Origin of the sequence: Nocardia sp. CA-151230, from assembly GCF_050942175.1 — a bacterium.
In the GTDB taxonomy this organism is placed as follows: domain Bacteria; phylum Actinomycetota; class Actinomycetes; order Mycobacteriales; family Mycobacteriaceae; genus Nocardia.
In genome coordinates this window covers 5,784,649-5,803,920 of sequence record NZ_CP192061.1, presented here as the reverse complement: position 1 = coordinate 5,803,920, position 19,272 = coordinate 5,784,649, and the positions used below count along the sequence as shown (strand labels likewise).

At 67.6% G+C, this 19,272-nt stretch carries 21 protein-coding genes; 10 read left to right on the top strand and 11 right to left on the bottom strand.

Translation table 11 applies throughout. The features are described 5' to 3' along the window. Positions 1-38: 38 nt before the first annotated feature. Positions 39-1,430, top strand: coding sequence for a hydroxysqualene dehydroxylase (locus ACQP1O_RS27560; protein WP_433561344.1), 1,392 nt, complete (start codon positions 39-41; stop codon positions 1,428-1,430). Between the two features lie 66 nt (positions 1,431-1,496). Here ACQP1O_RS27560 and ACQP1O_RS27555 read toward each other — a convergent pair whose 3' ends face one another. Continuing rightward, entirely contained in the window at positions 1,497-2,156 is a 660-nt protein-coding gene (locus ACQP1O_RS27555; RefSeq protein WP_433561343.1) for a TetR/AcrR family transcriptional regulator, read from the bottom strand. A gap of 65 nt (positions 2,157-2,221) precedes the next feature. Here ACQP1O_RS27555 and ACQP1O_RS27550 point away from each other — a divergent pair, with 65 nt between their 5' ends. Then, on the top strand, positions 2,222-3,262 hold the full coding sequence (locus ACQP1O_RS27550) for an oxygenase MpaB family protein (protein WP_433561342.1): 1,041 nt from the start codon (positions 2,222-2,224) through the stop codon (positions 3,260-3,262). A gap of 4 nt (positions 3,263-3,266) precedes the next feature. Continuing rightward, positions 3,267-4,607, top strand: a complete 1,341-nt coding sequence (locus ACQP1O_RS27545) for an oxygenase MpaB family protein (protein ID WP_433561341.1) — start codon at positions 3,267-3,269, stop codon at positions 4,605-4,607. Between the two features lie 4 nt (positions 4,608-4,611). Here ACQP1O_RS27545 and ACQP1O_RS27540 read toward each other — a convergent pair whose 3' ends face one another. From ACQP1O_RS27540 to ACQP1O_RS27530, 3 genes are all read right to left on the bottom strand, one after another. Further along, complete coding sequence (locus ACQP1O_RS27540) at positions 4,612-4,962, bottom strand: hypothetical protein (RefSeq protein ID WP_433561340.1); 351 nt, start codon at positions 4,960-4,962, stop codon at positions 4,612-4,614. A gap of 241 nt (positions 4,963-5,203) precedes the next feature. Next, a complete protein-coding gene (locus ACQP1O_RS27535; protein WP_433561339.1) occupies positions 5,204-5,845 on the bottom strand; it encodes a LysE family translocator in 642 nt (213 codons plus the stop codon). A gap of 286 nt (positions 5,846-6,131) precedes the next feature. Beyond that, entirely contained in the window at positions 6,132-6,908 is a 777-nt protein-coding gene (locus ACQP1O_RS27530; protein WP_433561338.1) for an SDR family oxidoreductase, read from the bottom strand. A gap of 59 nt (positions 6,909-6,967) precedes the next feature. On the opposite strand from ACQP1O_RS27530, the gene ACQP1O_RS27525 reads away from it, so the two are divergent. Further along, complete coding sequence (locus ACQP1O_RS27525) at positions 6,968-7,327, top strand: winged helix-turn-helix transcriptional regulator (RefSeq protein WP_433561337.1); 360 nt, start codon at positions 6,968-6,970, stop codon at positions 7,325-7,327. A 7-nt stretch (positions 7,328-7,334) separates the two neighbouring features. Next, complete coding sequence (locus ACQP1O_RS27520; RefSeq protein ID WP_433561336.1) at positions 7,335-8,039, top strand: polysaccharide deacetylase family protein; 705 nt, start codon at positions 7,335-7,337, stop codon at positions 8,037-8,039. Between the two features lie 3 nt (positions 8,040-8,042). On the opposite strand, the gene ACQP1O_RS27515 is transcribed toward ACQP1O_RS27520, so the two are convergent. Continuing rightward, a complete protein-coding gene (locus tag ACQP1O_RS27515) occupies positions 8,043-10,049 on the bottom strand; it encodes an APC family permease (RefSeq protein ID WP_433561335.1) in 2,007 nt (668 codons plus the stop codon). Positions 10,050-10,222: 173 nt separating this feature from the next. On the opposite strand from ACQP1O_RS27515, the gene ACQP1O_RS27510 reads away from it, so the two are divergent. Next, entirely contained in the window at positions 10,223-10,999 is a 777-nt protein-coding gene (locus ACQP1O_RS27510) for a GntR family transcriptional regulator (protein WP_433561334.1), read from the top strand. A gap of 79 nt (positions 11,000-11,078) precedes the next feature. Here the strand turns inward: ACQP1O_RS27510 and ACQP1O_RS27505 are convergent, their stop codons facing one another. Together ACQP1O_RS27505 and ACQP1O_RS27500 are read right to left on the bottom strand one after the other, a co-directional pair. Continuing rightward, positions 11,079-11,372, bottom strand: coding sequence for a hypothetical protein (locus ACQP1O_RS27505; protein ID WP_433561333.1), 294 nt, complete (start codon positions 11,370-11,372; stop codon positions 11,079-11,081). A gap of 135 nt (positions 11,373-11,507) precedes the next feature. Further along, a complete protein-coding gene (locus tag ACQP1O_RS27500; RefSeq protein WP_433561332.1) occupies positions 11,508-11,699 on the bottom strand; it encodes a hypothetical protein in 192 nt (63 codons plus the stop codon). A 472-nt stretch (positions 11,700-12,171) separates the two neighbouring features. Here ACQP1O_RS27500 and ACQP1O_RS27495 point away from each other — a divergent pair, with 472 nt between their 5' ends. Together ACQP1O_RS27495 and ACQP1O_RS27490 are read left to right on the top strand one after the other, a co-directional pair. Continuing rightward, entirely contained in the window at positions 12,172-12,402 is a 231-nt protein-coding gene (locus ACQP1O_RS27495; protein WP_357002634.1) for a DUF397 domain-containing protein, read from the top strand. Positions 12,403-12,488: 86 nt separating this feature from the next. Continuing rightward, positions 12,489-13,376 (top strand): helix-turn-helix domain-containing protein, encoded by an 888-nt coding sequence (locus tag ACQP1O_RS27490; protein ID WP_433561331.1) that lies wholly within the window; start codon positions 12,489-12,491, stop codon positions 13,374-13,376. Between the two features lie 123 nt (positions 13,377-13,499). On the opposite strand, the gene ACQP1O_RS27485 is transcribed toward ACQP1O_RS27490, so the two are convergent. The 3 genes from ACQP1O_RS27485 to ACQP1O_RS27475 all read right to left on the bottom strand — a co-directional run bounded on the left by ACQP1O_RS27485 (position 13,500) and on the right by ACQP1O_RS27475 (position 14,986). Next, on the bottom strand, positions 13,500-13,748 hold the full coding sequence (locus ACQP1O_RS27485; protein WP_157390198.1) for a hypothetical protein: 249 nt from the start codon (positions 13,746-13,748) through the stop codon (positions 13,500-13,502). 334 nt (positions 13,749-14,082) lie between these two features. Further along, positions 14,083-14,328 carry a hypothetical protein gene (locus ACQP1O_RS27480; RefSeq protein WP_433561330.1) on the bottom strand — a complete coding sequence of 82 codons (246 nt, stop codon included), beginning with the start codon at positions 14,326-14,328 and terminating at the stop codon, positions 14,083-14,085. A gap of 70 nt (positions 14,329-14,398) precedes the next feature. Then, on the bottom strand, positions 14,399-14,986 hold the full coding sequence (locus ACQP1O_RS27475) for a hypothetical protein (RefSeq protein ID WP_433561329.1): 588 nt from the start codon (positions 14,984-14,986) through the stop codon (positions 14,399-14,401). Positions 14,987-15,131: 145 nt separating this feature from the next. Here ACQP1O_RS27475 and ACQP1O_RS27470 point away from each other — a divergent pair, with 145 nt between their 5' ends. Then, the gene (locus ACQP1O_RS27470) at positions 15,132-15,965 is read left to right on the top strand and encodes an acyl-CoA thioesterase domain-containing protein (RefSeq protein WP_433561328.1); all 834 of its coding nucleotides are present in this window, start codon (positions 15,132-15,134) and stop codon (positions 15,963-15,965) included. Positions 15,966-16,145: 180 nt separating this feature from the next. Continuing rightward, the gene (locus tag ACQP1O_RS27465; protein WP_433567817.1) at positions 16,146-17,525 is read left to right on the top strand and encodes a lipase family protein; all 1,380 of its coding nucleotides are present in this window, start codon (positions 16,146-16,148) and stop codon (positions 17,523-17,525) included. A 16-nt stretch (positions 17,526-17,541) separates the two neighbouring features. On the opposite strand, the gene ACQP1O_RS27460 is transcribed toward ACQP1O_RS27465, so the two are convergent. Then, on the bottom strand, positions 17,542-19,092 hold the full coding sequence (locus tag ACQP1O_RS27460; RefSeq protein ID WP_433561327.1) for an acyl-CoA carboxylase subunit beta: 1,551 nt from the start codon (positions 19,090-19,092) through the stop codon (positions 17,542-17,544). Positions 19,093-19,272 lie beyond the last annotated feature (180 nt).

Sequence of the window (19,272 nt, the reverse complement as noted above, 5' to 3'; positions counted from 1 at the left end):
TAGCTTTCTTGGTGCAGGCTATGGTTCGAGGGGCGAACATGAACGATCCGCGGCGCTACGTGGTCATCGGCGGGGGACTGGCGGGGTTGGCGTCGGCGGTCTGGCTGGCCGAGGCCGGGAAACAGGTCACGCTGCTGGAACGGCGCGGACGCCTCGGCGGGCGCACTCACGCGCTGGAGGTCGCGCCGCTGCGCGACATCCCCGACAACGGCCAGCATGTGATCGCCAGCGGCTACGAGCATCTGTTCCGATACCTGACCAGCGTCGGCACCCGCCAGTACGTGACCTTCCCGCAGCAGGGCGTCCTGCGCTGGCCCGGCGGGCGCACCGCGATCATGGGCACCACCGGTTTTCCCGCGCTGCGGGCCCTGTTCGGCGCGCATCCCGACGCCGGCGCCGGCGATCGGCTGCGCGCGGCGGCGGCCACCCTCCGGATGGGGTGGCAGTGCCTGCGCCAGCCCGGTGATCTGGCCGACCTCACCACCGACCAGTGGTTCCGGCGGCTCGGCATGCCCGCCACTGCGCGGGAGGCGCTGTGGGACTGGCTGGCGCTGGGCATCGCCGCCGAACCGGTGCGGCAGGAGTCGGCCAAGGTGTTCGCCGACGTGCTGGCCACCGGAATCCGGCTGGGCGTCAGGCATTTACGGCCCGTCAGCATCGGCTATCCCACCACCGACCTCGACACCCTGTTCGTCTCCGGCGCGCAGCGGGTGTTCGACCGGCACGGGGTGCAGGTGCGACACCGGGCGGTGGCCCGGCGCATTCGCATCGAGGACGGCGCGGTGACCGGTGTGGTGCTGGCCGGCGGCGAGGTGCAGCCCGCCGACGCGGTGGTGTGCGCGGTGCCCAACTCCTACCTCGGCGGCCTGCTCGACGAGCTACCCGAGCACGACCGGATCTATTCGGCCGCCGACAAACTCGGCTACACCCCGATCGTCAGCACCAACCTATACCTGGACCGCCCACTCGGCACCGAGGCCGCCATGGAGGCGCTCATCGGCGGCGCGGGCGTCGTCGACGAGGTCTTCGACCGGCAGCGCATGCACGGGCGCGGCACCCTCGACGGCTGGCTGTACTGCCTGACCACCAGCGGCGCCTACGAGCAGATCCACAAGCCGCACCACGCGGTGGTGGACGAGCAGATGGCGTTGCTGCGGCGCTACTATCCCGACGCCGCGGACGCGAAAGTGGTTCACGCACAGGTGGTTCCGATGCCGCGGGCCACCTTCTCGCAGGTGGTCGGAACCGATGGGCTGCGGCCGGGGCAGCGCACCTCGGTGCCCACGCTGGTGCTGGCGGGGGATTGGACCCGAACCGACTGGTCGGCCACGATGGAGAGTGCCGCCCAGAGCGCGGCGAAGGCCGTGGATCTGCTGCTGGCCCTGCCCGCCACCCGGCCGATCGAGGACGGTTCGGGCATTCGCCGCTGACCGTCCGGTGATCGAGCCCGGCCCGACTCCGGCACGCCGGGCACCGATGTCGACCAACCGGTTCGATTACTCGCGTTCTGCTCGCACCGGCGGCTCCCGGAAGAAGTTCAGGATCAACCGCGTGATGTCGGCCAGGAACCGCTCACGGGCAATGGGTGGACCGTCCAACAGGTAGCGAATCGTCAGATGCTCTACCGTGCGCACCAGCATCCAGGCCGCGGCATCGGCATCCACCTCGGCCGGAATCGGATACTGCCGCATGGACAGCGCCACCCGGGCCAGCTCGCCGATCTGCTGCTCGAACGCCACCACCGGCCCGTCCGCACCCAGCCGCGGCGTCTGCTCCACCACCGCGCGCAGCAGCTCACGGTCATTGCCCAGGGCGTCCATCAGATACGAAATAGTCTCCGGCACCGACACTTCCGGCGGCCTGCCGATATTCGACAGCACCCGCGCCCGCACCCGCTCGGCCACCTCGCGCGTGTAGCGCTCGATCACCGCCGCCACGATCGCGTCCTTGTTCGGGAAGTACTGATACAGGGAGCCCGGGCTGATATTCGCCACCGCGGCAATGCGATTGGTGGAGGCGCCGTCGTAGCCGTGCGTGATGAGCACCCGCTGCCCGGCATCGACAATGCGGGCCACCATGGCGCGCGAGCGCTCCTGCTGTGGGGTGCGGCGAGGCGGTGTCGCGGGCGCTCTCGGGGTGCGGCGTTTCGATGTCATGGCGTTTCCGGCCAGATTCGGAATGCGAATTGAATGCGAGTGAATAGTCGTGTCAGCGTGGAGACATGGTGTCACACAGCGCGGTGTCGGACCAGGGCAAGGAACCCGCACACCCTCCCCGGCACGATCCCGTGCCGCTCGGCCCGGAATCGCTGACCTGGAAGACTTTCGGGTCGCTGTACTTTCTGCCCAGCGCCCTGTTCGTCGGCATGGTGCAGAACATGCATCCCGGGCTCGGCGCGGGCGTCGAATTCCACTCGGAGATCCACGACGAGTTCTATCAACGGATCCTGCGCTCGCTGTATCCCATCTACGGGGTGGTGTTCGACGGTGACCGCGCTCGCGACACCGCCCGCGAGATCGTCGGATACCACCATGACATCAAGGGCGTCGACGCGCGCGGGCGCCGATACCACGCCCTGGACCCCGGCACCTTCTATTGGGCGCACGCGGTGTTCTTCGTCCAGAACCTGCGTGCCGCAGACCTGTTCATGGGCGGGCTGAGCGAGGCCGAGCGCGAACAACTCTGGCGCGAGCACTACCGCTGGTACGAGCTGTACGGCATGAGCATGCGGGTGGTACCGCCGAGCTGGCCCGCCTTCCAACGTTATTGGCGCGACATGTGCCGCGACACCCTGGAATCGACCAAGGCCGCCCGGGATGTCTTCCATCTCGTGGACACCGTGCCGGTGCCGCCGTTCCCGCTGGTGCGGCAGCTGCCGAAACCGCTGTGGGAATACCTGATCCGCCCGGCCGGCGGCCAGTTCTACCGGTTCGTCACCATCGGCCTGTGCGATCCGGAGATCCGCCGCACCATGGGGTTCACCTGGACCGCCCGTGACCAACGCCGCTTCGACCGGCTGTGCCGGACGCTGTCGGCCATGAACCGGGTGACACCCGACTCGGTCAAATACTTCTTTCCCCGCATCCACGCCGCCCGCCGCCGCTTGGCCGGGAAACGTCCCGCGTGGCTGCCGCCGCCCGAAGCGCCCGAAATGCTGTGGCCCGCCGCCGAACACCGCGCCGAACCCAAGCACTACTGCCCGGTCCACGCCGACCGCGGCGCCGACTCGATCACCAGATTCCGCCAGCTGACAGGGTTTTGACGCCATGACCGAGGGTCTCGAAGCAAGACGGTCGCATCCCTACGATTACTACTACCGCCCGGGCCTGCCGCTGCGCCCGCCACCGCCGCGTGCCGTGCCCTCGGAGCTGTGGTTCGAACCGCGAAAGGCCATGCTGGGTCCGTGGATCGACGTGCGCCCCGAGCCCGTCGACACACCGCGCACCCGGATGATGGCCGACCATCTGTGGCAGGGCGACGAACCGATGGACGCGCTGGTGGCGGCCTTCCGGCGGCTCGGCTCCGCGGGCGGCCGCCGCATGCTGAACCATGCCCTCGCCCACGGCATCGACAGCGTCGAGAATCCACTGCCCGAACTGGTGAATCTGTTCGCGCTGCTGGACAATCCACCGGACTGGTACGACCCCGACCTGTGGGAGTACGGCCGCCGGCTCTGGATCAATGTGTCGCTCGCCGGGAAGATGGCGATGGGCGTACAGGATTTCATGGGCACCTTCGTAGGTGCGGAGGTCGCCTCCGCGGTCGGGCAGACGGGTCGTTTCGTCCGGGATCCCTACCGCCGCAATCTCGAATCCTCGGTCTGGTTCCGCAGCGTCACCGCACCGCGCGCGCTGGAACGCCGCAACCCGATCTTCCACGACACCGTCCGGGTCCGGCTCATGCACGCCCAGGTCCGCGCGATGCTGCGGCGAACCTGGGGCGAGGAGCATTTCGCCGAGCACGGCAACCCCATCTCCACTGCCACCACCATGGGCGCGGCCGTCACCTTCGGTCTGTCACCCATGTGCTTCGACCACGTGCACGGCCGCCCGTGCACCACCCGCCAACTCGACGCGGTCATGCACTACTGGGCCTACATCGCATACGTTTTCGGCGTCCCCGACGAACTCGTTCCCCGCAGCGCCGCCGAAGGCATGGAGCAGGCCGACTACATGGTCGCGACCGCCGGGGTGGCCCCGCAGTGGACCGCCACCATGGCGGGTGCGGCCACCCGTCGCTTCACCACGACCACACCGACCGGCCGTCTCCAAATAGCGGCTACCGCACCGCTTCTGGGTGCGCTCGCCTACTACAGCAGCGAACCCCTGGTCCGCACCCTGCTGGCCGACACACCTCTGGAATCGGTACCCCTGCGCCCGTTCACACAGCTGATGGGCCTGGCCGCCACCACCGGGGTCCGCCTGCGCGCCCTCGACGACCACCTCCCCGGCGCCCGCGCCCGCATGGTCCGCCGCGCCCGCCACATCGACCCCATGTGGGACCGCAACACCCGGGTGGCCCGCTACCTCGCCGCCCGCGTCGGCATCCGCGGCACGCCCTTCGACCACCACGACACCTCCGCCGACGCCGCCCACTGCCCGGTCTGATCCCCTAACCCTGCGTCCCGGCAATGCTCAGGTACACGACCATGATCGTGAACAGAAACCACGCAGCCCCCTGCCAGATCGGCCACGCCCGCTCCGCCCGCCACGCCCGGAACGCGATCACCAGCGCCCCGATCCCCCCGAACAACAAAACCCCGCCCGGCCCCAGCCCCACCACAACCCGCGACGTGCCATCACACAGGCTCGACCCGGCGTTCAGACACGCAGGCCGCGCCGCCGCCCAGACCAGCACGACGGCCGCAACAACCGCGGTCCCGCCGAGCACGGCCAGCACATAGGTGGTCGCATGCCGCAACATCGACGGATCGTTCCACCGCTTCTCCACGTCGTTCACCATGACCACACCTCCTGACCGCACCAGCCGATATCACCATGGTCGTCCTGCCCGACACCCCTCGCCAGACCGAGCCCACCGAGCCACACGGTCGTCGCTCACCGCACATCCACCAGCCGCTGGAACTACCCCCGTGCCACATCGAAAGCCGCGCCGAGTACCGCAGGAGAGTGGGCCACAGCGGCGCGCCCGAAATCGACGCTGCTGTCGGGACGCGAAGCCGCCGCTCCGCCGCGGGCCCGGCTCAACGGGCGTCGGCGGCCAGGCCCAGGCCCAGGGCGACGAGGACGGCGGCGAGGGTGCGTTCGACGCGTCGGCGAATGCCGGTGCGGCGCAGCCAGGTTCCGGCCCGGTCGGCGGCCAGGACGACGCCCACGCACCAAGCGGTGTCGATGGCCAGCTGGATGAAGGCGAGGATCACGACCGTGGGCAGGACCGCGCCGCTCGAGGGTAGGAATTGGGGAAGGATCGTGAGCCCGAAGACCGCGGCCTTCGGGTTGGCGGCGATCGAGATCAGCGACGCCCGGAAAGCGGCGGCCGGGGTGCGGCCGCCCGGCAGCGCCGCGGTCAGGGCCGCACCGAATGCATCGTCGCCCCGCGACCCGCGCCAGGCTTGAATACCGAGCCACACCAGCACGACCGCTCCGAGCACATGGATGCTCACATTCAGCACCCGGTTGGCCACCAGCAGCGTCGACAATCCCGCGCCGCCCGCCAGCGTCCACCCGACGATGCCGATCTCGTTGCCCGCCACCGCTGCCAGCCCGGCGGCCCGGCCGTCCCGGACCGAGCGCTGCAGGAACAGGGCGGTGGCCGGACCCGGGAGCGCGGCCAGAATCAGGCAGGCGAGTGTGAAGGCGGGAAGTACCTCGATCCAATGCGGCATCCGTCGATGCTGTCACCGCCGCCCACGGTCCGGCCAGCGAATTCCGCCGTACGAGCCGACTTCGCACCCCAACCGGCGAGTCTCGCCACGACACACCATCATTCGCCCAGCCGGACCCCGACCCTCGCCTGCCGCCGGCCATGCCCGGCCGCCCGCCACGCGGTCCCTCCGAACGCCGGCCTGATGCGCCGCCTCGGGACATGTAGGGCTGCTGCGCCACCCCGGGACATGTAGAGCTGCTGCGCCGCCCCGGGTCCGGGCGGATCGTCACGCCGCAGACGAAGAGTCAGCCTCGCACGGTAGCCGGTGAGGTGACCGCCTCGGGGAGGTAGTCCTGGCCGCCGACGTACACCGTGTGGCCGGGTGCGGTTTCGAGGGTGGTGGCCTCGGCGACGGCGGTGGCGAAGTCCTCGACGGTCGGCAGGTCGCCCTGGTCGCGGCGGGCGGTGACGGCATCGGGGTCCCGGCGTTCGAGCAGGCGCACGATGATGGTGCCATCGATCATGTCGCCGGACACCACGGTGAAACCGATACCGCGGTCGGTGAATTCGCCGGTCATGGCCCGCAGCGCGTCCTCGCCGGCGCGCTTGCTCGCGGCGATCGGCTCGTAGCCGGGCGGCACCTCGCGGGTGGGGGAGAAGTGGGCCTGGTGGCTGGTGACGAAGACGATGCGACCGCCCTCGGGCAGGTGCGGCAACGCGAGCCGGGTCAGGCGAGTCTGGGCGTCGCGGTTGAGGAGCATGGCGTAGCCGGGCGCGGCGTCGCGTTCCAATCCGCCGGAGGCGTTGAGCACCAGCACATCCAACCGGCCGAACTCGGCGACCACCCCGTCGATGAGGGCCCGCGCACTGTCCGGGTCGGCGATATCCGCCCCCGCCACCGACGCGCTGCCGCCCGCGGCGGCGATCTCGGCGGCCAGGTTCTCCGCGCGTTTGCGCTTCTCGCGGTAGTTGATCACCACGTGATCGCCCCGGGCGGCCAGCACGCGCGCGGTTTCCGCGCCGATGCCGCGGGAGGCTCCGGTGATCAGGACGATGCGCCGCTCGATATCCGTTGTCGCCATCTGCGACCTCCATCCACTGTGTTGCTTCTAATCCAGAAGCACTAGATTGGTACTTCGAAATGAGAAGCGCAAGTCAGCCACCCCCTGCCAACAGCCGCGCCGACGCCTCCACGACCCCGCTGCTGGCTGCCATGGACCTGCTCGGCCAGCGCTGGATGCTGCGCGTGATCTGGGAACTCGAGCCCGGCCCGCTCGGCTTCCTGGAACTGCGCCGGCGCATGGGCAACTGCTCGTCGAGCATGCTGTCGGTGCGACTGCAGCGGCTGGTGGAGACCGGTGTGGTGGACAAGAAGCCGGACAAGTCCTACGAATTGACCACTGCCGGAGTGGAATTGGGCGCCGCCCTGGAACGGGTTTGGCGGTGGTCGGAGCGCTGGGCAGATAGCCTCGAGCGCGCAGGGGGCGAGGACGAGGCTTAGGAACGGGATGAAACGCAGGCTGTTCATCGGCGGCGCGCTCACGCTGGTGGTGCTGGCCCTGATCTCCGTCGGGTTGTACACCCTGATGAACTCACGCACCTACCAGGTGGCCGGCCGTATCGTGCCGCGCGTCGACACCACCGACAAGATTGTCGCGCTCACCCTCGACGACGGTCCCAGCGAGCGCACCCCCGAGATCCTGAAAACCCTTGCCGACGCGGGCATTCCGGCCACCTTCTACCTCATCGGCGGCGAACTGGCCGCCCATCCCGACCAGGGCCGGGCCATCGCCGCCTCCGGCAACGAGATCGGCAATCACACCTACCACCACCAGCGCATGGTCTTCGTGACCCCCGGCTTCGTCCGCGACGAGGTGGAGCGCACCGACACCGAGATCGCGAAAACCGGCTACCGGGGCCCGATCACGTTCCGGCCGCCCAACGGCAAGAAGCTCTTCGCCCTGCCCTGGTACCTGTCCCGCCACGATCGCACCACGGTCACCTGGGACGTCGAGCCCGACTCCGGCAGGGCGCCGACCACCGACCAGATCGTGGCGGAGACCCTGTCGAAGGTGCGCCCGGGCTCGATCATCCTGCTGCACACCATGTATGCGACCGGCGGACCCTCGCTCGCCGCCATTCCCCGCATCGCGCAGGCGCTGAAGGATCAGGGCTACCGCTTCGTCACGGTCTCCCAGCTGCTCGCGCGCTAGCGCTCATGCCGCGTCGCCGGATCCGGTGATACCGCGCCGGATCTCACCGGGCCTGTGCTCCTCCCGCGGTATGGCCCGCGCGTGCGAGGAACGCAGCTGCCACGGCACACTCGTCACCATCACGCCCGGCTCGAACAGCAACCGCGCCTTGAGCCGCAGCGAACTCTGGTTGTGCAGCAGGTTCTCCCACCAGCGCCCGACCACGTACTCGGGGATGAAGACGCTCACCACATCGCGTGGCCGCGACTTCCGCTGGCGTTTGATCTCTTCCAGTACCGGCCGGGTGATCTCGCGATACGGCGATTCGATGACCTTCAGCGGAATCCCGACCTGGTAGGTCTCCCAGTCCTGGGCGAGGTGGCGGGTGTCGGCGTCGTCCACGTTCACGGTCACCGCGGTCAAGGTATCGGGCCTGGTGGCGCGTGCGAACTGCACCGCGCGCTGGGTCGCCTTGTGCCAGCCCGACACCAGCACCAGCGCGTGTACCCGCCCCGGCAGTGTCTCCAGATCGTCCCGGTCGATCTCCAGTTCGGCCCGCACCGACGAATAGTGCCGGTGGATCAGCCACATGATCGCCACCAGCAGGGGCATGGCGATGACCACCAGGTACGCGCCATGGGTGAATTTGGTGATCATGACGACCACCAGCACCACCCCGGTGAAGCAGGCGCCGAAGGCATTGATGAAGCGCGCCCGGTGGATTCGCAGACGATCGGCCCGGCTGTCGACGGTGCGCAGCTCCTTGTTCCAATGTTTGACCATGCCCGTCTGGCACAGCGTGAACGACGTGAACACGCCCATGATGTAGAGCTGGATGAGTCGCGTGGTGGACCCGTCGAAGGCGTAGATGAGCCCGCCGGCCACCACCGCCAGCAGAATGATGCCGTTGGAGAAGGCCAGCCGGTCGCCGCGGGTGTGCAGCTGCCGCGGCATGTAGCGCCGCTGCGCCAGGATCGAATTCAACAGCGGGAAGCCGTTGTAGGCGGTGTTGGCGGCCAGGATCAGGATCAGCGCCGTGGTCACCATGAGGTAGTAGAAGGCGACGCTGTGCCCGCCGAACACCGCCGCCGAGATCTGCGCGATGACGGTCTTCTGTGCGTCGGTCCGGCAGTCGCCCTCGAATCCGATGAGATCGCAGGTATTTTCGACCACCCGGGTCTTGGTGATCATGGCCAGCGCCGTGACGCCCGAGAACATGGCGATGGCGATGACCCCCATGGCGGTCATGGTGCGGGCGGCATTGAGCGCCTTGGGCTTCCGGAACGCGGGCACCCCGTTCGAGATGGCCTCGGCGCCGGTCAGCGCGGTACATCCGGAGGAGAAGGCCCGCAGCAGCAGGAACGCCACGCCCGCGGTCGAGAGCCCGACCTGCTCGGCGTGAATCTGATAGTGAGCGCTCTCGGCCACCGGTGTGTGCCCGAGCAGTGTCTGGCCCAGCCCCACCACGATGAGCACGAACACGCCGAGAACGAACCCGTAGGTGGGAATCGCGAAAGCCCGCCCGGATTCCCGGACGCCGCGCAGATTCATCGCTGTCAGGAACACGATGAATGCGAGATTGACGGCCACCCGGTACGGATTCAGATCCGGAATGGCGGAAATGATGTTGTCCACTCCGGCGGCCACCGATACCGCGACGGTCATGACATAGTCGACCAGCAGCGCCGCCGCCACGACCAGGCCGGGCAGCGCCCCCAGGTTCTCGGCCACCACCTCGTAGGAGCCGCCGCCGGACGGATACGCCTGCACCACCTGCCGATACGACAGTGCCACCACCGCCAGCAGCACCACCACGCCCGCGGCCACCACCGGGGTGAGATGGAGGTAGGCCAGCCCGCCCAGGGTCAGTATGAGCAGGATCTCCTGCGTGGCGTAGGCGACCGACGACAGCGGGTCACTGGCGAAAATGGGCAGCGCGAGCCGCTTGGGCAGCAGGGTCTCCCCGAGCCGATCGCTGCGAAACGGGCGTCCGAGCACGAGTCGTTTGGCTACGTCGATCGGTGAAACCACGCTCGGAGCCTAGGGCGGAAAACCGCATGAATCGGAACCCCATGCCGTATGGATTTCGTAAAGATACTGAACGGTCCGGTGCTTTCTCTTGCGAGTTCGAGACTTGTGCAGTTGATCGCACAACCACCTAGACTGTCTGGGACGTAGTCGAGGATTTATGGAGAGGTGACACGATGGGAGACCGGACGGTCGTCGCCGACGTTGCCGACGAGTTGGCACGCCGTGTGGCATCCGGGGAGTACGAGCCCGGTGGTCTGATGCCGTCCGTCCGCCAGGTCGCCGACGAATTCGACCTGAATCGTGCTACGGCGCAATTGATTCTGGGCCGCCTCGAATCCTACGGATTCGTGGACGCGTACCGCGGCAAGGGGTTCGTCATCCGGGATGTGCGCGCCGAGGGCGGCGTCGATGTGTACCGCCGGCTGTTCCGGCTGTCCATGCCGGATCCGGATATTGCCGCGGACATGTTCGGCAATATCGTCGACGAGGAACGCGGCATCGCGCTCGAGGCGCTGCTCGCGTACACCGGCGGCGAGCGTGCCCTCGATCCGGCGGTGCTCAAGGACGAGATCGACGAACTGGAAACCCTTGCGCGCGGTGCGGACCCGGATCCGTATCGCATGCTGCGCATCGAGCTCGGGCTGCTACGCCGGCTGCTCACCGCGCTCGGGCACACGGTGCAGCGCGCGGTGCTCAACTCCATCGGCGAGATGGTGCTGGAGGTGCCGGAGGCGGTCGAGGCCTACTTCGCGGTCTCGCCGGATCTGCACGTACTGGTGTGGCGGGCGCTGGTCGCGGTGTGGGAGTCCGACAGCGGGCCGAGTCAGGCGCAGCTCGCGCTGTTCGAGGATCTGTTCGGCATGTACCACCGGAAGGTGGTGGCGCGCTTCGAGGAACTGGTCGGCGCGGCCGGAGCCGAGTCCGCCGACGAGGTGGCCGCGACGGCCTGAAGGGGCTGGACCGACCCGATCACGCCCGTTTCAAATCCGACGGGTCGGTTTCGTCTCAGACAACCCCGCTTGGCAGAAATTATTGCCCGATCACGGCATTCATGATGGTGCCCGCGCTCGTCGCGACAATGCCGCCGATGAGCGCGCCCGCAACCTGCTTGGGCGCCTGCACCGCGCCGCCGCTCCACTTCTCCCAGGCGAAGCGGCCACCCGCGTAGGTGATGGCCAGGACCCCGGAGAGCAGCACGAACCAGGTGAAATACCGGACCAGTCGCAGCAGCTTGTCGGCCACCGGCGGCGTCTCGGGAGTCGGATCGAAGATCTGCGCGTGCTGAAGCTGCGTCAGCAACTCGTGGGCGGCAGTGAGAAACATCGCGGCGCTCTTCCATGTGATGGCATGTCCACCTCCGGGGTACTCGCCGGAGACGGTGCCGCGCAAGGGAAGTCGCGCTCGGATCGGTCATCGGGCGTGGACGCGCGAAAGCAATAGTGCGCGCGCCCGGTGTGCTCAGTCCACGTCGTTGTCCGCGGACAGATAGGCCACGGCCGCCAGATACTGCCGGCACGCGAAGTGCTGATCGTGCGCGCGCAGGATCGCGCGGGCCTGCCGATAGGTGAGGGTGGGCGGTTCGACCGCACAATCACCGGGAATGTCGTTGCGCGCTGCGACATCGGTGGAACGGACGAGCATCTGCGTCATGGGATGCCTCTGGCCGATTAGGGGAATGATCCACCGAGTTTAGGAGCTCGTATCGTGCAGATGCAAGCACATCTGCACGCTCGAATCCGGTGTCTCCGTGGCCGCGACCCCGTTTCACCGCGGACGTGACCCGATGTCGCCGCGGGTTCGAATCCGCCACCCCCGCAGGATAATCCACCGACCACGCAGGAGTCCGTTGTCACGTGACTTTTCGGACGGCTGGTTCCGGAGTAATCGGACGAACGGGACCAGCTAGCCGGGATTGTCGGAAATCCTTCGCAACTTCGCTTGGTTTTTCGGTGAACCAAGATCGAACCTGTTGTGTTGCAAAGAATGTGCCGTTCCGAGGCATCGATAGCGAGCAATCAGCGTGCTATCGTCGTGCTTGCGGTTGCAACTGTAAGTACACCTGATCGAACATTTGCAAGTACTGGGACCACCGTCTGCGGGCGGTACTGGCAAGGAGTCTGAAATGACGGACATCTCGGCAACCCCGATCGATCGCTCGAACCTGTTGTGGCGCAAGAGCACATTCAGCAATCCCAGCGGTAACTGCGTGGAGATGGCTCCCATGGCCGACGGGCAGGTGGCCGTGCGTAACTCCCGAGACCCCGAGGGCTCGCTGATCGTGTACACGCGGCCCGAGATCGACGCGTTCCTGCGCGGCGCGAAGAGTGGAGAATTCGACGACCTCGCGCGCTGAGCGGTAGCATTGGCAATCGGCGCGGTGGTTCGCGACAAGCGGTTGTGAGTCCACTGCCGGCAAACCCGAGCATCGGAGTGGACCCCATGATCGCAGAACCTGTTGCCCACGATCGGGCGGATTCCGCTGTCGCCGAACGTGGCCCGACTGCACTGCGTATCGCGGTCGGTAGCCAGCTACGAAAGCTGAGGGAGCTCAGCGGTATTACGCGCGAGGCCGCGGGTGATCACATCCGTGGTTCGCACGCCAAGATCAGTCGTCTGGAACTGGGGCGGACCGGATTCAAGGAGCGCGATATCCGGGATCTGTTGGCGCTGTACGGCGTTGACGATCCCGGTGAGCGCGAGCAGTTCCTCGAACTGGTCCGCAAGGCGAATCAGCCGGGATGGTGGCATCGCTACAGCGACCTGCTGCCGCCCTGGTTCGAAACCTATCTCGGCCTCGAGCACGCGGCGAAATCCATTCGTACCTATGAGGGTCAGCTGGTCCCGGGTCTGCTCCAGACTCCGGACTACGCTCGCTCGATCGTCGCCCTCGGACACGACGCGGACGGAGAGCGCCGCGTCTCGTTGCGCCGGCGGCGCCAGGAGCTACTCACCCGCGACGACGCGCCGAGTTTCTGGGCCGTGCTGGACGAGGCGGTGCTGCACCGTCCCGTGGGCGGTCCCGGCGTGCTACGCGGCCAGATCGAGCACCTCATCGACATGTCCAAGTTGCCGAATGTGACCATCCAGGTGCTGCCCTACGCGGCGGGTGGCCATGCGGCTGCGGGAAGTTCGTTCACCATGCTCCGCTTCGCCGAGGCCGAACTCCCCGACATCGTGTACCTCGAGCAGTTGACCAGCGCGCTGTACCTGGATCGCCGCCAGGATCTGGAACTCTACCGCCAGGTCATGGATCAGCTGAGCGTGCAGGCGGAGCCGCCGGAGCGTTCCCGCAAAGAGCTGGCGCGGATTGCTGCGGAGCTCGACTGAGCTCCGCGCCGGTCCCCAGCGGCGGACGGAAGGTCCGTATACATGGATAAGGGGCCCCTCGCGGGGCCCCTATCAGCGTGCCGTGGACCTGACGAGTCGGCCTGCGGCACGGCCGGATTCGGATTACTGCCTGATGAAACTGGAAGCGATGCGCCAGAACGCCTCCGGTTGCATGCTGTGCAGATCCCAGTCGTTCACCATGGCATGCGCCGTGGTGACGATCCGCTCGATGTCGAAATCATACCGAGTGGCCGCTCCAGTGGATTCGACCTGGCGGATGACGAAAGCGGTTGCCGTCTCACGTGAATAGGTTTGCTCCGGCTGACTTCTGTCGGCAAACCCGAGTCGGCTGAGGTTGATTGGCTGATTCATTCGAACGCCCCTGACGCCAGGCCGACGGCTAACCGGTGGGCGAAGAATCGCCGGTGATTCACCGCTCGGCTCTCTGGTTGTCCCCTTATTGGTGCCTTGCACGATGAGTCTATGACCGTGCATTGCGCAGATGCAAGTACATCTGCAACATCGAATTTGCAGCGCCAGAGAACTTTTCGGTGTGCTATGAGTTTGCGAAACAAGGGTTGGCAAAAGGTTGCAATCGCCCCCGAGCAGGACTTTTCCAGTACTTCCGATCGAAAGTTCTGGCGAGAATGGGCTGTTCCGATTTATCCAGGAATTAGCGGAAGATCAAACTCGGCCCTCGAGGTGCTCAAACTCGTCCCTGATGGGCGGAGTCTCTCCGCATCGCGGCTTTGAGCCGGCGATGTTCGATGATCATCAGGCCGATTCCGAAACGCAGACACACCGCGCCGACGAGCCCGCACAGCGCGCTCCAGGTGAGTGCGCCGTAACCTGCGGTCGTCAAAGTCAAAGCGATCGCGACGATTCCGGCCGCGGCCAGAATCGGTCCCGGGAGATTATGGGTGTCGTCGTAGGCGGGCGGAGTGGCAGGCATCAACACTGTCCTTTCTCCCGGGGTTCTGCAGAGCCGATAACAACCGGATACCCGGGCCGGTTCGGGCGAATCACACCGCTGTAGAGCCGTGTTCACGCCGGCCGTCGGTGATGCCCAGATCGTCCAGCAGGCCGAGGAACGCGCGCGCATAGGGTGAGGCCGCGGTTTCGGCCCGCACCCGCCCCCAATCGACCTGGGCGCGCAATTCCCGCGCGATGTGCAGCAGCCGGGTGAAATCTACCCGCTGTGGATCGCCGACGGTGAGCTCGTCCACCAGGAAGTCGGCGACGGTCACCACGGGCGCGGCGATCGACCCGATGGGCAGCCGCTCCGCCCGCGCCAGCAGTTCATCGGTGACGGGACGGTAGTTGGGGCGGAACACCAGGTCGACGCGAATATCGCGGTCGTACAGCGTGGTCCGCTCGGCGTCGGCGCCCGGCAGCGGCGGCCGCAGTCCGGCGGCAGCCAGCAGGCGCTGCCCGCGGGCCACGTCCGCGGGCAGCAGCAGCACGTCGACCTCGGAGTGCGGACCGGTGACCGGCCCGCCGCGCGCGTAGACCGCGCAGTCGCCGGTGAGCGCACAGGGAATGTCGTTGTCCTGCAGGACCTGCACGGTGAGCGTCAAGGTGCCGAGCAGTCGGTCGATGGTGCGGACCATAGCGATGGCGTACCCGTGGTCTCGCGGGCTAATCCGGAACCGCCGCCGGCCCAGCCAGCGGGCACTGGATTGATACGGGTTTCACGCGTGTGTTAGGTCTGGAAAGAAGTGGATCGATCAACCTGAGTGGACGGGAGCCGGTGACGTGGTGGATGTGCCCGCGTATTTCGACGAGGTGGACGGCGGTTTCTTCCCGACGTCGTTCGCGTCCAGTCAGTGGTCCTCGGCGCAGGTGGTCGGCCCGGCGCTGACCGGCCTGCTGGCCCGCGAGCTCGAACGCGCGCACGCCACCGACGGCTTCGTGCCGGTGCGGCTGACCGTGGACCTGTTCAGTGCGGCGCGCTTCGAGCACACCACCACCCCGACCGTGCGGGTTCGCGACGGCCGGCGGATCCGGGTCGCGGACGTGAGCGTGGTGCAGGGCGGCACCGTGGCCGCGCGCGCCACCGCGGTGCTGCTGCAGCCCGCCGAGCAGCCGCCGGGGGAGCTGTGGCACCGGGAGCGGGAGCCGCAGCCGCCGTCGCTGGAGATCGCGCCACCCTCGCCGCTGCCGCAGACGCCGCTGTTCAACAGCGGGGAGGACTCGCCGGTGTGGAGTTCGGTGCCCACCGACCATGAGAACAACCTCCGGAAACGCACCTGGCAGAACCCGATTCGGGTGGTGACCGGCGAAGAGCTGACCCCGTTCGTGCGGGTCGGCCTGGTGGCCGAGGCCACCAGCATGATGACCAACTGGGGCGACAAGGGCATCGGGTTCATCAATACCGATATGACGCTGGGCCTTTCCCGCCTGCCCGAGGGCACCGAGATCGGCGTGCAGGCCGACAGCCATTTCAGCGAGCGCGGCCTGGCGGTCGGCGTCGCGACCCTGTTCGACCGGATCGGCTCCTTCGGCAGCTGCATGGTCACCTCGGTGTCCAATGCCGGACGCCAGATCAGCAATGCGCAGCTGGACATGGTGATGCGCCGGAGGATGTGAAACACGACCCTCCGGGCACGGGACGGTCTCGATGTGGCGTCGGTCGGACAAGTCCGGAGTGTCGGATCAGGTGTCCCAGTAGGCTCGGGCGCGCGAGAAGCCAGTCGCTGACTCGCGCGAAGACCGTTGATCTATGGGGGAGTTGTGCTGCGTCGCCTGCGAAATATCGCCGGTGCCTTGATGATCGGATGGTGCACGATCGTCGGCTACGGTGCAGCACCGGGATTCGCGCAACCACCCGACACCGGAACACCGGCGATCCCACCCGCTCCGCCCGGAATCGCTCTGCCGTCACTGCCCGACATCCAGCAGTGGATCGACGAGGTGCTCCCCGCGCCGCGCCTGGCACCGGCCCCGGCGGACTCGCCGCTGGTCGACGCCGCCCAGCTGCCACCGGATTTGGCGGCGCTGCGGGCCGCGGCCATGCCCGCCGCCATCGGCGACTCCTTCGTCGACGACTGGCCCGACGAGCTCGACGCCGTCGACCCGGGCGGCATCGTCGCGGTCCGCGACGTAACCGCCACGGCCGCACCCACGTTGATCGTGCCCGTGCGGCAGGTGTTGCAGCTGAAGTACCGCACCAACGACTCTCACGACGAGCCCTCCTACGGCATCGCCAGTCTGGTGCTGCCGGTGAGCGATTGGACCGGGCCGGGGGAGCGGCCGGTGGTGGTCAACAACCTGCCCATCGACGCGCTGGGCCGCGACTGCAACCCCAGTTACACACTCGCACACGGCTTCTCCCGGGCCTCCAACTTCACCGCGTACATCCTGCCCACCACCCAGCTGGCGCTGTTGCACGGCTACGCGGTGCTGGTCACCGACCACGAGGGCCCGCGCATGGCCTACGCCGAGCCCATCGTGGCCGGGCACGCCATCCTCGACGCCATCCGCGCGGTCCGCAATCAGCTGCCGGATGAGCTGGGCGACAGCAAGTTCGGCATGATCGGCTACTCCGGCGGGGCCATCGCCACCAATGGCGCCGTGAAGCTCATGTCCCGGTACGCGCCCGAGCTGTCCGATGTGGTGGTCGGCGCGGCCCTCGGCGGGGTGCCCGCCGACTTCAGCCTGCTGGCGCACTCCATGAACGCCAATCTGGCCTCGGGGGTGTTCCTGAGCGCGGTCTTCGGGATCGGCCGCGAGCGGCCCGAAATCCTGGCCCGCATGAACCATCTAGGGCAGTGGGCGGCGGTGTCGGTGCTCAACAGCCAGTGCAGTGAGGTCTTCGCTGTGCCGGGCCTGCTGCAGCTGCCCATCGACGTCGCGGCCGATATCCCGGACCCGCTGGACAGCGATCTGGCGCACGAGATCTACAGCATCACCCGCATGGACGGTGAGAAATCGCCTGTGCCGCTGTTCATCTACAACGGCGAGCAGGAGTTCTGGGTGCCCGCCGCGGGCGCGAAGAACCTCTACCGGGAACAGTGCGCACTCGGCGTGCCGGCGGTCTACCGCAGCGTGTTCGGCGAACACTTCATCGCCGCGGTCACCGGCTATCCGGAATCGCTGAGCTGGCTGGACCAGCGCCTGCAGGGTGTGCCCGCGCCCAACGAATGTTGACCGCGGGCAACGGTTCTCAGATCGGGAACAGGTTGTGCTTGCGCGGGTTGTGCTTGCGGACGGCGTTCTTCTCGCGCAGCAGGCGCAGTGCCTTGCGGATCTCGAGACGGGTGGCCGACGGCTCGATGACCGCGTCGATGTAGCCGCGCTCGGCCGCCACCCACGGGTTGTCGATGAGCGCGTTGTAGAAATCCACCATCTGCTGGCGCACGGCCTCGCGCTGCTCGGGCGGGGTGGCGGCGAGGGTCTTCTTACCGGTGACGGTGACCATGCCGTCCGCGCCGATGACCGCGATGCGGGCGGTGGGCCACGCCAGGTTGATGTCGACGCCGAGCTGCTTGCAGCCCATGACCGCGTACCCGCCGCCGTAGGCCTTGCGGGTCACGATGGTGACGATCGGAACCGTGGCCTCGATGAGCGCGCGGAACATACGGCCGCCGCGCTTGATGACGCCGTTGCGCTCCTCCTCGAGACCCGGCAGCACGCCGGGGGTGTCGACCACGTAGACGAGCGGGATGTTGAAGGCGTCGCACAGCCGGATGAAGTACGCGCCCTTGTCCGAGCATGCCGCGTCCAACGCACCGCCCAGCACCATCGGCTGATTGGCGATGACACCGACCGGCCGGCCGTCCACGCGGGCGAATCCGGTGATGAGGTTCTGCGCGGCGGCCTCGCCGATTTCGAGGAACCCGCCGTCGTCGAAGATGCGCAGCAGCACCTCGTGCATGTCGTAACCCTGGCGATCGGAATCCGGGATGATCCGGTCCAATTCGCGATCGGAGTCGGTGAGCTCGGGCTCCAGGCCGGGGTTGACGACCGGCGGCTGCTCGAGGCAGCTGCTCGGCAGATAGCTCAGGTACTCGCGCGCCCACTGCAGGGCTTCGGCCTCGGTCCTGGCCACGTGGTGCAGCAGTCCGTTGCGGGCCTGGACGGCAGCGCCGCCCAGCTCCTCGGCGGAGATCTCCTCGCCGGTGATGCCCTTGATGACCTCGGGCCCGGTCACGAACATGTACGAGTCGTCGGTGGCGACCAGCACGTCCATGTTCACCGGCCCGTACACCGAACCGGCCGCGCACTTGCCGAACATGACCGCGACCATCGGCACGTAGCCGGACAGGTCCTCCTGCAGCCGGCACATGGTGGCATACCAGGCCAGCGCCGTGACGCCCTCCTGAATGCGCGCGCCGCCGGAGTCGTTGATCACGACCACGGGGCACGCGTTGTTGTACGCGAACTCCATGGCGATCCGGACGCGGCGGCCGAAGGTCTCGCCGACCGAGCCGCCCTGCACTCCGGAGTCGTGGGAGATCACCACGACCGGGCGACCGTCGACGGTGCCGCGCCCCGTGACCACGCCGTCGCCGTAGAGGGCATTCGGCTGACCGGGCGAGCGCATGAGCGCGCCCAGCTCGACGAAGCTGCCCGGGTCCAGCAGCATCGTGACGCGTTCTCGGGCGCTGGCGACGCCTTTGACAAGCCGCTTCTGGATGCCCTTCTCACCGGTGGGTTCTTCGGCGATCTCCAGGAGCTTGCGCAGTTCTGCCAGCTTCTCCGCTGTACCCGTCATTACCTCGGTCTTGCCTTTCCGCCGATGTTGGGTGGGCCCGATCGCGCCCGTGCCGAGCCGGATCACGACTCGACCGCCCACGGTACCGTGCGGTGCGGACCCGAAACTACTGAACGTGTCGGTAACCTATGCCGCGGTGTTAGCAAGGTCAGCGATACACTGCGGCGCGTGACCTCACCT